The organism is Chitiniphilus purpureus, from assembly GCF_025642115.1.
In the GTDB taxonomy this organism is placed as follows: domain Bacteria; phylum Pseudomonadota; class Gammaproteobacteria; order Burkholderiales; family Chitinibacteraceae; genus Chitiniphilus; species Chitiniphilus purpureus.
In genome coordinates this window covers 964,227-978,312 of record NZ_CP106753.1, presented here as the reverse complement: position 1 = coordinate 978,312, position 14,086 = coordinate 964,227, and the positions used below count along the sequence as shown (strand labels likewise).

The following is a 14,086-nucleotide window of genomic DNA, read 5'->3' as shown; positions in this document are numbered from 1 at the left end:
CATGCCTACCGCGTTCGACCGCGTCTACATCGAAGCCGCCGGCTACCACCTGCCCGGCCCGGCCATTGCCAACGCCGAGATGGATGCCTATATCGCGCCGCTCAACCGCATTTCCGGCCGGATCAAGGCCCGCATCCTGGCGGAGAACGGCATTGCCACCCGCCACTACGCGATCGCGCCGGACGGCAGCACCACGATGTCGCACGCGGCGCTCGCCGCTGCCGCGGTGCGCGATTGCCTCGACCGCGCGCAGGCGACGCTGGCGGACGTGTCGCTGCTGGCGGTGGGCTCCAGCGGCGGCGATGCGCTGATGCCGGGTTTTGCCGGCATGATCCAGGGCGAACTCGGCGCGCCGCCGATGGGCACGCTTTCCAGCCAGGGCATCTGCGCCGCCGGCATCACCGCGCTGGCCCACGCCGCGCAGGGGATCGAACTGGGCGCGCACCGCCAGGCGCTGACCGTGGCCGCCGAGATGCCCTCGCGCATGTTCAAGAAGAGCCGTTTCGCGCCGCGCGGCTACGACAGCGATTTCGATGCCCACTTCCTGCGCTGGATGCTGTCGGATGGCGCCGGCGCCGTGCTGCTGACCGATACGCCGAGCGGGCGCGGCGGCGTGCGGCTCAAGCTCAGGTGGATCCACCAGCAGAGCTTCGCCGGCGATTATCCGGTCTGCATGCAGCTGGGGCTGACCGAGGATCGCAGCACCTCCTTCCTCGACTTTCCGTCCTGCAGCGAGGCCGAGGCGGCCGGGGCGCTGTCGCTGCGGCAGGACATCCGCCTGCTGCCGCACCTGTTTGATGTGGCCATCCACGAATACGTGAAGCTGGTCGAGGCAGGCTGGGTGCAGCCGGCGCGGATCGATCACTTTCTGTGCCACTACTCGTCGGCCAAGTTCATCCCGGTGGTCGAGGACCTGCTCGACAAGGCTGGGCTCAGCATCCCGAAGGAACGCTGGTACAGCAACCTTGCCAGCCGCGGCAACACCGGCGCGGCATCCATCTTCGTGATGCTGGCCGAGTTCCTCGACACCCGCAGCATCCGGCCGGGCGAACAGATCCTGTGCTTCATCCCGGAATCGGGCCGCATCAGCGCCGCCTACGTGCTGCTGGAGGTGGAAGCCGCCGACGCGCCGCGTTCGTTGCCGCGTCATGAGGACCGGCCGGTGACCCCACCCGCCCCGGCAGAAGGCGCCATCGCCGCGCCGCACGACCCGGCCGGCGCGCCGGAACCGTTGCAGCCGCTGCTGTTGCAGCTGGCCAGCCTGTGGCAGGACTACCGCTCCCAGGTATGGCGCAGCCCGGTGATCCACAGGCTGGTGTCCGGGCGCTTTGACCTGGCGGCCTACCGCAACTGGACGGCGCAGTGGGTGCCGCAGGTGCGCGAGGGCAGCCGCTGGATGCGCGAGGCGGTGGGCTCGCTCACCAGCGACTACGCACCGCTGGCCGCGCTGATCGAAACCCATGCCGGCGACGAGCAGAACGATTTCATGATCCTCTACCAGGATTACCAGGCCGCCGGCGGCACCGAGCCGCTGGCGGCGCTGCGGCGCAACCCAGGCGGCGAGGCGCTCAACGCCTACCTGCACGCACTGGCCGCCACGCCGAACCCGATCGGTTTGTTGGGCGCCATCTACATCATCGAGGGCACCGGCCAGCGCATCGTGCCGGCGCTGCTGCCGTTGCTGCGTCAACAGGTGGCGCTGCCGCCCGCCGCGTTCCGCTTCCTCGAATACCACGGCGCCAACGACGAGCATCACCTCGCGCGCTGGCTGATCGCGGTCGAGCTGGTGCTCGCCGTCGATCCGCAGGCCGCCGCCGCCATCCTTGCCACCGCGCGCCGCACCGCCCAGCTCTACCTGATGCAGTTCGACCATATCGAGTCCGCCGCATGAAGCGCCTGCCCGACTTCCTCGCCCGCGAACACGACCCGCGCGACCCCAACCCATGGCTTGCGCTTTACCTTGACCAGAGCACGCCGCTGCCGGATCACGTGAAGCAGGCCTGGCTGGCCGATTCCAGCTGCGCCTCGCGTCAGTTCCTGCTGCCCTTCATCCGCCCGCTGGCCCGCGCCACCATCGTGCTGATCCAGGTGATCAAGGCCGTCCTGCCGCGCCGCTGGGCCGCCTCGCGCCTGTTGCACTGGCTGCTGGCCGAGGGGCTCAAGCGCTTGGTCTCGCCCGAGGCCAACTGGCTGGTGATGCGCCACTTCCACCTTGGCGCGCAGATCCTGGAATTCATCGCGAAGAACGCCCCGGTCCCGGTGGAGACCGCACCGCTCAAGCCCTTGGTGCTCGATGATCTGAAGGACGACCTCTTCGTCAAACATGACCTCAACCTGTTCAACTTCGTGATCCGGCTGGGTCAGGGCCTGCGCTTTGCCGAGCAGCAGCTCGTGCCGGTGGCCGAGCCCGACTTCAGCATGATCGAAGAGCCGCCGCTCGCGCTCGCCGACTTTCCGCATGGCCGGCTCAACTTCGTCGACCTGCAGACCGCGATCGAATGCTTCACCCCGGTCTACCAGCTGTTCCTCACCGACAACGATTTCTGGCGCGCCGCCAATTCACTGCAGCTGGACGAGACCATCGGCCTGTATGCGGCAACGTTGCTGGGCAAGCCCGAGCATCTGATCCTGCTGAACAACAAGCACCCGTTGGTGCCGATGAGCACGCTGCGCGCCGGCTACCGGCTGGTGCTGCATGGACTGTCGACCGAGATGCTGCACGCGGTGCTGGTGCGGATGAAGGTGGCGCAGCGGCGGAAACAGGCTTCGGACGGCTGACCCGGACCCCTCTGCCGATGCCGCACCCACCTGCCATACGCCCTGTGCTGTCCGCGGCCGAAGCAAACCCGCTGCATCGTCATTGAGGACGGTTGGCGCGGCCTGCCAGGACCGCGGCGCCGGGCTTTGTCCGGTGTGCCTGATGCAGGCATCACAGCGTGGGCACGCGCCCGGCGGCGTGTCCGCGTTGGTTGCCTTTGCGTCGGCACAGACCGTGAACCGGCGAAGACAGCCTGCTCCCGCGGCAAAACACCTTCGCGCGCGCCGTTGCAACGGCCGGCATGAGCCGGGCCTGCGCCCGGCGTCCCTCCCCACCGGTTGAACCGTAAGCCGGCCGTAGCGGCCGACCGTTTTTTTCACGTTTGGCGCCGGATTGCGTTCACTACACTGCGGCTTGAAGGCGCCTTTTCCGCAGCGCCTTTAGGCCATGGATGTCCACCTTTCCCGCCCCCCCTTCACCTTGGCGTCTGGCCGCGGTGCTGCTGGCTGCATTCCTGCTGGCAGCGGTCGGCAGCTCGGCCGCGCGGCTGGTGCCTGGCATGGCGCCACCGTACTGGCTGCCTGCCGGCATCGGAATCGCGGTCTTTCTGATCTTCGGCCCCAAGGGGGCGTTGCTGTGCCTGCCGGCCAACCTGGCCTTGAGCTGGAGCCACTACCGGCTCGGTGGTGGCATCGCGACGTCGGGCTGGCTGCCCCTGGTGCTGGCGGCGCTGGATACCGGGCAAGCCTGGCTCGCGGCGCACTGGTGGCGCCAGCGCGAACTGGCGCAGCAACGTCCGTTGCTGCGGCGACCGTCCGAACTGGGATTCTTCTGGACCCGGGTATGCCTGCTGCCGCCGTTGATATGGATACCACCGGCGCTGCTCGCCTGCTGGGCGGCCATGCCCGAGCCGTGGACGCTGCCGGCGGCCGGGCTGCAGCTTGGTCAGCACATTACCGGCAATGTGCTGGGCATCCTGCTGGTCACCCCTTGCCTCGTCGCCTGGCGCGACCGGCAACGCTGGTACCGGCGACGGCGGCGCCTGCGCTGGTGGCCGGGCCTGGCGCTGCCCCTGGTCACCGGGGTCGCGCTGCTGCTGCACGGGCATGCGCTGATGCTGCTGCTGCCGGTGCTGCTGGCGGTGACCGTGTACTACCGCTTTCCAGGGGTGGCGTTTTCACTGCTGCTGGTCGCGCTGCTGCTCGGTTCGATCACCGCCTGGGGCACTGGTACGTTCGCCGGTGTCGATCCGGATGTCACCTTCTTCGATCTGCAGGTGTTTCTGTTCTCGGTGACCCTGACCTTGCAATACCTGGCGCTGGGCCACGAACAGCTGCTGGAATACCAGCGCGAACTCAAGCATGACGTGGCGGCGCGCACCCGCGAGCTGAAGCTGGCCAACGAGCGGCTGGCCGAGATGGCCACCACCGACGAGCTGACCGGCGTGACCAACCGGCGCGAATGGCAACGGCGCAGCGCCGAGTCGATGATGCTGGCGCGCCGCACCGGTGAGCCGCTGAGCGTGCTGATGCTGGATCTGGACCACTTCAAGCATGTGAACGACACCTACGGCCATCTGGTCGGCGATCTGATCCTGCGCGCGGTGAGCCGGGCCTGCCTGTGGAGCCTGCGTACCACCGACCATTTCGCCCGCTGGGGTGGCGAGGAGTTCGTGGTGATGCTGCCCGACACGGCCCTTGCCGAAGCGGCACAGGTGGCCGAGAAGCTGCGTCTGGCGTCCGCTAGGGCCGCCGTGCAGCACGATGGCACGGCGGTGCAGGTCACCATCAGTATCGGGGTAACCGCGCTGCGCCCCGCCGATCTGAACCTGGACGATCTGGTGCGCCGTGCCGACGCGGCGCTCTATGCCGCCAAGCGTGCAGGCCGCAACCGTGTGGTGATCGACACCGAAGCCGTGGATGGCTGAAAGCGGCGGTACAATCGCAGGCCTTGTCACCCTGGCCACCGTCACCATCATGCCCATCCGCGCCGTCGTGTTCGATTTTGGTGGGGTTCTCTTCGACTGGAACCCCGATCACCTCTACCGCCAGCTGATTCCCGATGCCGAGGAACGCCGGCGCTTCCTGAGCGAGGTGTGCTCACCCGCCTGGAATCTGCAGCAGGACGCAGGCCGCCCGATCGCCGAGGCCAATGCGGTGCTGGTGGCCGAGCACCCGCAGCATGCAGCGCTGATCCGTGCCTTCTACGAACGCTGGCCCGAAACGCTGGCGGGCCTGCTGCCCGAGGGCGTGGCACTGATGGAGCGGCTCGAAGCCGCCGGCATGCCGCTGTACGGGCTGACCAACTGGTCGGCCGAGACCTTTCCCTATGCATGGGAACACTACCCACTACTGCACCGTTTCCGCCATATCGTCGTCTCCGGCCGCGAAAAGCTGATCAAGCCGGATCCGGCGATCTATCGGCTGCTGTTCCAGCGCATGGCGCAGGACCTGCCGGCGCTGCAGCCTGCGGAACTGGTCTTCATCGACGATAGTCAGAAAAATGCCGACGCCGCCAGCGCGCTGGGCTGGCACGGCATCCACCACCTGGACGCGCAGACCACCGCCGCCCGGTTGCATGCGCTCGGAGTGGACTGCTGATGGCCACGACCGGGGCCAGGATCGAGATCCGCTACTGCACCCAGTGCCAATGGCTGCTGCGCGCAGCCTGGCTGGCACAGGAACTGCTCAGCACCTTCGGCGAGGAACTGGCCGAAGTGGCACTGTGCCCCGGCAGTGGTGGAATCTTCGAGATCCACTGCGCCGACGAGCTGGTCTGGGAACGCAAACGCGATGGCGGTTTTCCGCAGGCGGCGGAACTCAAGCAGAAGGTGCGCGATCTGATCGCACCGGACAGGTCGCTGGGCCACAGCGACCGCCGGACGTCCTGAGCGCATATCGCTGTGGTAAGGTAATCGCCATGAAATCAAGTCGTTTCACGCTGCTTGCAACGCTCGCTTTCTGCGCCTGGACGCCTGCGGCCCTGGCCGATATCTACAAGTATGTCGATGAGGAAGGGCGGGTCACGTTTTCCAATATCCCGCAACGTGGCGCACAGCGGGTGTATGTGGACTCCATCTCGGTCATTCCGGCGCCGCGCCCGCGTGCCAAGGCCGGCTTGCCCGGCGCCAGCCGCCCCAGCACCACCTCGCCATCCAATTTCCCGAAGGTGGATAGCGCCACGCAGAAGGCGCGCGACAGCAACCGCCGCCTGATCCTGCAGGAAGAGCTCGCCGCCGAACAGCGCGCCCTCGCCCTGGCACGCCAATCGCTGGCGGACGCGGAAAGCACACGCAGCACCGAGGAAAAGCAGAATCCGCAGAAATACGTCGAGCGCCTCACTCGGCTGCGCGAGGCTTCGGTGGTACATGAGAAGAACGTCGCCGCCCTGACCGCTGAACTCGCACGGCTGCGCTGACCCCCACCACGCCGCCTGCCGTCGCGGCCCCCTGTCCCGCACCAATTTCCATCAATTGATGCACTACAATGGTGCATCCGCTGCCCGCTGTGCCACGCCTGCCCAGCGGCCGCGTGCCTGGGTGGCTGGTCCGTTAATTGCTTGCAAGCGCCAAGCGCACTTTCCATGTCCACCGTCATGCCCCTTACCGCCTTCAACGGCCTCGACCTGTTGGACGCCGCCATCCTGGCCCTTGCTGCCGACGGCACGCTCGTCCATCACAATCCGGCCGCCGCCGACCTGTTGGGCCTACGGGACGAGCAGATCGGCCTGCCGCTCGAAGCCTGCCTCGGAGCGGAGCACGTGATCGTGCAGGCGGCGCGTACCGCCTGCCGCGACAACCTGTCGATCACCGAACACGAGATCCTGCTGCATACGCTGCAGGGTGAGGCCTATGTCTCGCTCACCGCCAGCCCGATCGAACACCGGACCGCGGTGGCGCTGGTAGAGATCCGCCAGATCGACCAGCAGCGGCGCATCGCCAACGAGGAGCGGCTGCAGGCGCAGCAGCAGGCCAACCGCGAACTGATCCGCAATCTGGCGCACGAGATCAAGAACCCGCTCGGCGGCATCCGCGGCGCGGCGCAGTTGCTGGAGCACGAGCTGACCGAGCCGCACATGCGCGAATACACCCAGGTGATCATCGAGGAATCGCAACGGCTGCAGACCCTGCTCGACCGGCTGCTGACACCGCACCGGCTGCCACGGCTCTCCGAGCTGAACGTGCATGAGGTACTCGAACGCGTACGCAGCCTGGTGCTGGCGGAAACACCCAATGGCCTGGCCGTCAAGCGGGACTACGACACCAGCGTGCCCCACCTGATCGGCGATCGGGAGCAACTGATCCAGGCCACGCTCAATATCGTGCGCAACGCGGTGCAGGCGATGGCGGGGGTCGGCGAGATCGTGCTGCGGACCCGGATCGCGCGGCAGGTGACGCTCAACCGGCGGCGCTTTGCGCTCGCCATCATGGTGCAGATCGTCGACAACGGCCCGGGGATTCCCGAATCGCTCAAGGAGACGCTGTTCTATCCGCTGGTCTCCGGCCGGCCCGGTGGCACCGGCATCGGGCTGCATCTGGCGCATACCTTCATCACCCAGCACCACGGCACGGTCGAGTTCGAAAGCCGTGCGGGGCACACCTGCTTCACGCTGCACCTGCCACTCAACGGCTGGCCGGCCCTTCCGCATGCCAAGGATCACGCATGAGCACTGTCTGGATCATCGACGATGACCGCTCCATCCGGTGGGTATTCGAAAAGGCACTGCAGCGCGAAGGGATCGCGCACCAGACCTTTGCCTCGGCCACCGAGGCGCTGGCAAACATGGCACACGGGATGCCGCAGGCGGTGGTCTGCGATATCCGGATGCCGGGGGAGTCGGGGCTGGGCTTTCTTGAGATCGTCAAGCGCGAGCACCCCGGCCTGCCGGTCATCATCATGACCGCGCATTCCGATCTGGAAAGCGCAGTGGCCGCGTTCCAGGGCGGCGCGTTCGAATACCTGCCCAAGCCGTTCGATGTGGATGCTGCGGTGGCCCTGGTGCAGCGTGCATTGGCCGAAGGCGGGCGCCAGCAGGGGCAGGCCGAATCAGCGCCCGCCGCCCCCGATATCCTGGGGCAGGCGCCGGCGATGCAGGATGTGTTCCGCGCCATCGGCCGCCTGAGCCAGTCGGCGGCCACCGTGCTGATCACCGGCGAGTCGGGTACCGGCAAGGAGCTGGTGGCGCGTGCGCTGCACCGCCACAGCCCGCGCGCCGGCAAGCCCTTCGTGGCCATCAATACCGCGGCCATCCCGAAGGAATTGCTCGAATCGGAACTGTTCGGGCACGAGCGCGGTGCCTTCACCGGCGCGGAGGCACGCCGGCAAGGTCGCTTCGAGCAGGCCGAGGGCGGCACGCTGTTCCTGGACGAGATCGGCGACATGCCGGCCGAGCTGCAGACCCGGCTGCTGCGGGTGCTGTCGGACGGCTTCTACTACCGGGTGGGCGGACATGCACCGCTCAAGGCCAACGTGCGCGTGATTGCCGCCACCCACCAGAACCTGGAGGAACGGGTCAAGGCCGGCGGCTTTCGCGAGGATCTCTTCCACCGGCTGAACGTGATCCGGCTGCGTCTGCCGCCCTTGCGCGAGCGGCGCCAAGATATCCCGCTGCTGGTGCGCCATTTCCTCGCCAGATCGGCGGCGGAGCTTGGGGTGGAACCGAAGCGCCTGTCCGAGGACGCGATGGCCCGGCTTGCCGGCTTTGCCTTCCCGGGCAATGTGCGGCAACTGGAAAACCTGTGCCACTGGCTGACGGTGATGGCCCCCGGGGCGACGGTGAAGGCGGACGACCTGCCGCCGGAGATCAAGGAACCCGCCGCGGCCGGTCCGACCGGCGGGGGGGACTGGAAGTTGTTGCTGGCCGCGGAACTCGGGGCACGGCTGGCGCGCGGCGAAGCCCGGGTGCTGGACGATATCGTGCCGGCCTTCGAGCGCACCGTGATCGAGCGCGCACTGGCGCACACCGGCGGCAAGCGCATCGAAGCGGCCGAGCTGCTGGGCTGGGGCCGCAACACGCTGACGCGCAAGATCCAGGAACTGGGGCTGGACGACAGCGTGTGAGCCGCCCGGCTCAGCGGATCTCGAACAGCTTGCCGAAGTTGGCGATATCGAGCACGGCGCGCACCGTGCCGGTGGCCTCGGTCAGCACGATCCTGCGTTCCCCGGCACGCTCGTTGAGCAGCAGCAGCATGCCCAGCGCCGCGGAATCGAGGTAGTCGACCTTGGCAAAATTGATCTCGATGGTCTCGACTCCTTTTGCCGCAAGCACGGCCGTCGTCGCCTCCTTGAACTGCCGGTGGCCTTCAAACGTGAAGTTGCCGGTGAGCTTGATCCAGGCATACGTCGATTCGATCGACCACTGGGCTTGCATGCATGTGTCTCCTGTTGCAGGTGAAATAAACTTCTGCGCCGGTTGCCGCACCGGCTGCCGGTATCCGACCTTGCATGCGGTCGTCCGGTTCAACGCCACCAGCCTTGCCTGTCGCCGCCGGCAGGCGCACGTTCCGGACCGCAGGCTTTTACTGTAAGGCAATCAGGTTCAGGCCGCCAAATCGCCGGCGGCAGTGGGGGCGTCGACACCGTAGCGACGCTGGGTACGGCGGTATGCATCGATCAACTGCCGGGTACGGCCGTTGGCCGGGTCCAATTGCTTTGCCCGCACCAGGTACTGCTCGGCCAGCACCATGTACTGCGGATGCCAGCCGTCGCGGTTGACCAGTGCCAGGATGGCATGCACCGCGTTGAGCAGCACCTGGACATTGCCCGGCAGCGAACCGAGCGCCTGCACGAAGCGCTCGGCGGCGCCCGCCAGATCGCCTGCCTGCGCTGCACGCACCGCCTGGTTGTTCAGCTCCAGGATATCCTGCGTCGCGGCGGCGATCAGTGCACGGCCGGCTTCGGCGTCACCCAGCGCCTGGAACAGGCCTTCGACGCTGGCGACCAGTTCCAGATTGTCGTGATCGGCGCGCAGCGCCTTGCGGATATAGCCCTCGCCCAGGTCGCGCAGGCGTGCGGCACAGCAGGCATGTGCCGCCTCCAGCAACACGCCGGCCGGGGCATCGACCCACCCGTCCAGCTGCTCGCAGGCCTGGGTGAGCAGCACGCGGGCCTTGTCGCGTTCGGCCTTGTTGTCGTCGCCCAGCTGTTGCGAGACAGCGGCGTCGACCAGCTGCACCACCACGTCGGCCGCGACATCGCCGCGGAAATCATGCTTGAGCCGGGTGCCGGTACGGCGGGCGGCGCCCAGGTCGCCGCGTTCGAGCTGGATGCGCGCCAGCTCGCCATACACCGCCGGGTCGCGCCAGAACGAATTGCGGGCCAGCTCGATCGCCTGCGACAAGCCCTGCTCGGCGCCGGCCAGGTCGCCATTGCGATGCGCGAGCCGTCCCAGTGCACGCTGCCGTTGCGCCACCAGTGGGGAGCGCCTGACCGCCTCCTGCAGCACGGCCTGGGCCGCCTTGGCATCGCCCTGGGCCGCCAGCGTGCGCGACAGCCAGTCGTAGGCTTCGATCACCAGTTCGTGCGCCTCCCTGACCTGCTGGAAGCACAGGCGCGCCTCGTCGAACTGCCGCAGCGCGAACTGCGCGCGCCCCAGCCCCAGCAGCGCCCACGGGGCATCGCGCTCGGCGAGCAGCTCGCGGTACAGATCGCGTGCGGCCGCATGCTCGCCGACCTGGGCCAGGAGCCGGCCTTTCATGCGCCGGAAATCGATCATGTCGGGCGGCGCATCGGCGATTGCCTTGTCGCACGCGGCGATCGCAGCCAGGTAGTCGCCCGCACGCACCGCGTCGTCGATGCGCCGGAAGCGGCCCTTGCGCCCCAGCGCCCGTTCGATGCGGGCGACAAACTCGCCGCCCGAGAACGGCTTGAGCAGATAGCCATCCGGCGCAAGCTCGGCAGCGCTCATCACCTGGGCCAGCCGGCGCTCGCCGGTCACCACCATGAAGATGGCCGAAGGCTTGAGCAGCTGGTGCCGTTGACAGGTCTCGAACAGGTGCACGCCGTCGAAGCCTTGGCCCAGATCGTATTCGCACAGCACCACGTCGTATCCGGACTGGTTGATCCGTGCCAGCGCGTCGCTGATGCGCATGGCGTAGTCGATCTGGGTGACGCCACAGGCACTCAGCCCCTGGCCCAGCGCCGAACGCATCTCACTGGCGCGATCGATGATCAGCGCGCGGCAACCGGCCAGCGTGGGAGCCTGTTCAGCCATAAGGGCGTTCCTGTTCCAGTCCGCTTCAACTTCAGCACATTATTCCGCGATCCGCCGCGCTGCGGGGGATTGCCTGCGTATCACCCCGCCCGCCTCAGTCCGGCAACGGTTCGAGCTTGGCGTAGGCCACGGCCAGCCACTTGGGGCCATGCTCGCGGAAATTGACCTGGACGTTGCCGGTGGCGCCCCCCTCATGGTCGGTGACCACGCCGATGCCGAACTTGGGATGGCGCACGCTCATGCCCAGCGCCAGCCCATGCGCGGGAGCCTGGGCCCGTGCCGGGGCCGTGGCCTGGGCGGCGAAGGTCTGCGGGGCGTAGCCGCGGTTGAGGAACTTGAGCAGCTGCTGCGGGATTTCATCGAGAAAGCGGCTGGCAATCGAATAGCGGGTCTGGCCATGCAGCATCCGGCTTTGCGCGAGCGACAGATACAGGCGCCGGCGTGCCCGGGTGATCGCCACATACATCAAGCGACGCTCCTCCTCCAGGCCCTTGGGTTCGCTGACGCTGTTCTCGTGCGGGAACAACCCTTCCTCCACCCCGGTGAGGAACACGCTGTGGAACTCCAGCCCCTTGGCGGCGTGCACCGTCATCAGCTGCACCGCGGTCTCGCCGGGGCGGGCCTCGTGTTCGCCGCCCTCCAGGCTGGCATTGGCCAGGAAGGCCTGCAGGTCGTTCTCGTCCTCGGAGACGAAACCGGCCGCGGCGTTGATCAGTTCGTCCAGGTTGGCAAGGCGCTCCTCGCCTTCCTTCTCGCTGCGGTAGTGCTCGCGCAGCCCCGATTGGTCGAGCACCAGGCTGACCAGTTCGGGCAGCGGCATGCCCTGGCCGAGCTGGCGCATCCGTTCGACCAGCTGCACGAACCGGCCGACGGCGGCCGCACTGCGGCCGGCCCCGCCCGAGCAGGCGGCCTGCCACAGGCTGGTGCCGGTGCCGCGCGCGGTTTCCTGCAGGATGTCGAGCGTGCGGTTGCCGATGCCACGCGTGGGGAAATTGATGATGCGCAGCAAGGCGCTGTCGTCTTCCTGATTGGCCACCAGCCGCAGATAGGCCAGCGCGTGCTTGATTTCCTGCCGTTCGTAAAAACGCAGTCCGCCATAGACCCGGTAGGGCAGGCCGGCCTGGACCAATGCATGCTCGATCAGGCGCGATTGCGCGTTGGAGCGATACAACACCGCCACATCGCCCAGTTCGATGCCATCGCGCCGCAATTGCCCGATCTCGTCGACAAGAAAGTCGGCCTCGCCATGGTCGCTCAGCGCCTCGAATACCCGGATCGGTTCGCCCGCGCTTTCCTCGGTCCACAGATTCTTGCCCAGCCGTTCCCGGTTGTGGCTGATCACGGCATTGGCCGCTTCAAGGATATTGCCGTGCGAGCGGTAATTCTGTTCCAGCCGGATCACATGGCGCACCGCATAATCGCGCTGGAAATCCTGCATATTGCCTACGTTGGCGCCGCGGAAAGCGTAAATCGACTGATCGTCATCACCCACGGCGAACAACGACGATTGCGGCCCGGCCAATAGCTTGAGCCAGGCGTATTGCAGGCGGTTGGTATCCTGGAATTCATCGACCAGGATATGCTTGAAACGCTGCTGGTAATGGGCACGCAACGCCTCATTGCCTTGCAGCAATTCATAGCTTGCCAACAGCAGCTCGGCAAAATCGACCACGCCTTCACGGCGGCATTGCACCTCGTATTCGAGATAGGCCTGCTGCAGATGACGCGTGTATTCGTCGCGCGCCTGCACCTGCGCGGCACGCACGCCGTTTTCCTTGTGCCCGTTGATGAAATGCTGCACGGCGCGGGGCGGATAGCGCTCTTCGTTCAGAGTGAGCGCCTTGAGCACCCGCTTGACCGCCGCCAACTGATCCTGGCTGTCGAGAATGACAAAGGTGGCCGGCAGGCCCGCATCGCGATGATGCAGCCGCAGCATCCGGTGGCACAGCCCGTGGAAGGTGCCGATCCACAGCCCGCGTGGATTGAGCGGCATCATCGCGGTGATGCGTGCCAGCATTTCCTTGGCAGCCTTGTTGGTGAACGTGACCGCCAGCAGCGCGGCCGGGCCCACCCGGCCGGTGGCGAAGAGCCAGGCGATCCGCGTGGTCAACACGCGCGTCTTGCCACTGCCGGCACCAGCCAGGATCAGCGCGTGCTCGTCCGGCAGCTGCACGGCCAGCGCCTGCTGCGGGTTGAGATAGGCGGTAAGGGGATGGGACATGGCGAGCCGCCGCTAGGAAGTGCAAACCGAACGATTGTACTAGGGCGCGTTCCCCGACCGCAAAGGCGTGCGCAGGTCGGTTGCCGGTGTGCGGCGCTCGGTGCGCTGCCGCGAAGGCGCAAGACCGGCCATGCCGACGGCGGATGGCCCTAAAAAACAAAGGGCAGCCCATGGGCTGCCCTTGATCGCGATGCGCACCTCAGATACGCAGATCGTCAATCGATTTGCCGGCACCGATCCAATCCAATGCCCATTGCGGCTTGCGGCCACGGCCGGACCAGGTCTGGTTCGGATCGGCGGGATTGCGGAACTGGGCCTTGGTGGCCGGCGCGGCGGCGGTGGTCTTCTTGGCGCCTTTCTTGTCCAGGCCCAACACTTCATTGAGCGAGAATCCCTTGGCGGCAGCGAGGTTCTGCAACTGGTTCAGCAGATCCTGCTTATCGGTTTCCTTGCGGCGGACAATCTCGCGGTCGAGATCTTTTTGCAGTTGATACAGTTGCGGCAGGCTGAGCGAGGACAAATCCATTATTTTCTCCTTGGAGAATGTCGGGTGACGATCGATTCTTGCAAAACCACGCGCGCATTATGCGCCGGGCTATTTGCCCAGACAAGGCGGGGCGAATTCCGATTCGGCAACCATTCCGGTAGATATTCACGCAGTGCAGTGTAGGCCAAATGCAAGCCTGCGTCCTGATCCCGTCGCAGGCGGCATCCATCCTTGGCCTGGCGATTGCATCCCGGCCATCCAGGTGCCGGATCGGGCATGGACGATACGGCGCGCCTGCGGCTTTGGGCCGGCAACGTATTGCCAATTGCTGTTGCAAACAGGTGCCACAATCCACTGCTCCCGGAAATAAAAAAAGCCCGGCATTCCGGGCTTTTTTATCCAATGCACC

The 14,086-nt window shown here is 66.7% G+C and carries 12 protein-coding genes; 8 read left to right on the top strand and 4 right to left on the bottom strand.

The genetic code is table 11. The features are described 5' to 3' along the window. Position 1: 1 nt before the first annotated feature. The 8 genes from N8I74_RS04245 (at position 2) to ntrC (ending at position 8,817) form a co-directional block, all read left to right on the top strand. Positions 2-1,891: an iron-containing redox enzyme family protein gene (locus tag N8I74_RS04245; RefSeq protein ID WP_263125683.1), complete on the top strand. Its 1,890-nt coding sequence runs from the start codon at positions 2-4 to the stop codon at positions 1,889-1,891. Then, complete coding sequence (locus tag N8I74_RS04240; RefSeq protein WP_263125682.1) at positions 1,888-2,778, top strand: DUF6999 family protein; 891 nt, start codon at positions 1,888-1,890, stop codon at positions 2,776-2,778. Before N8I74_RS04245 ends, N8I74_RS04240 begins: the two co-directional genes overlap by 4 nt. A gap of 431 nt (positions 2,779-3,209) precedes the next feature. After that, a complete protein-coding gene (locus tag N8I74_RS04235) occupies positions 3,210-4,685 on the top strand; it encodes a GGDEF domain-containing protein (protein ID WP_263125681.1) in 1,476 nt (491 codons plus the stop codon). Positions 4,686-4,734: 49 nt separating this feature from the next. Further along, the gene (locus N8I74_RS04230) at positions 4,735-5,358 is read left to right on the top strand and encodes an HAD family hydrolase (RefSeq protein WP_263125680.1); all 624 of its coding nucleotides are present in this window, start codon (positions 4,735-4,737) and stop codon (positions 5,356-5,358) included. Continuing rightward, positions 5,358-5,648 carry a SelT/SelW/SelH family protein gene (locus N8I74_RS04225; RefSeq protein WP_263125679.1) on the top strand — a complete coding sequence of 97 codons (291 nt, stop codon included), beginning with the start codon at positions 5,358-5,360 and terminating at the stop codon, positions 5,646-5,648. The genes N8I74_RS04230 and N8I74_RS04225 overlap by 1 nt, the downstream gene beginning before the upstream one ends. Before the next feature lie 29 nt (positions 5,649-5,677). Further along, a complete protein-coding gene (locus tag N8I74_RS04220; RefSeq protein ID WP_263125678.1) occupies positions 5,678-6,175 on the top strand; it encodes a DUF4124 domain-containing protein in 498 nt (165 codons plus the stop codon). A 165-nt stretch (positions 6,176-6,340) separates the two neighbouring features. Next, complete coding sequence (gene glnL, locus N8I74_RS04215; RefSeq protein ID WP_308445873.1) at positions 6,341-7,423, top strand: nitrogen regulation protein NR(II); 1,083 nt, start codon at positions 6,341-6,343, stop codon at positions 7,421-7,423. Next, complete coding sequence (gene ntrC / locus N8I74_RS04210) at positions 7,420-8,817, top strand: nitrogen regulation protein NR(I) (protein WP_263125677.1); 1,398 nt, start codon at positions 7,420-7,422, stop codon at positions 8,815-8,817. Before glnL ends, ntrC begins: the two co-directional genes overlap by 4 nt. A 10-nt stretch (positions 8,818-8,827) precedes the next feature. Here ntrC and N8I74_RS04205 read toward each other — a convergent pair whose 3' ends face one another. From N8I74_RS04205 to N8I74_RS04190, 4 genes are all read right to left on the bottom strand, one after another. Continuing rightward, positions 8,828-9,127, bottom strand: a complete 300-nt coding sequence (locus N8I74_RS04205; RefSeq protein ID WP_263125676.1) for an STAS domain-containing protein — start codon at positions 9,125-9,127, stop codon at positions 8,828-8,830. A 168-nt stretch (positions 9,128-9,295) separates the two neighbouring features. Then, positions 9,296-10,969: a tetratricopeptide repeat protein gene (locus tag N8I74_RS04200; protein WP_263125675.1), complete on the bottom strand. Its 1,674-nt coding sequence runs from the start codon at positions 10,967-10,969 to the stop codon at positions 9,296-9,298. Positions 10,970-11,063: 94 nt separating this feature from the next. Next, positions 11,064-13,190 (bottom strand): UvrD-helicase domain-containing protein, encoded by a 2,127-nt coding sequence (locus tag N8I74_RS04195; RefSeq protein ID WP_263125674.1) that lies wholly within the window; start codon positions 13,188-13,190, stop codon positions 11,064-11,066. Positions 13,191-13,389: 199 nt separating this feature from the next. After that, entirely contained in the window at positions 13,390-13,716 is a 327-nt protein-coding gene (locus N8I74_RS04190; protein ID WP_263125673.1) for an H-NS histone family protein, read from the bottom strand. Positions 13,717-14,086: the final 370 nt, after the last annotated feature.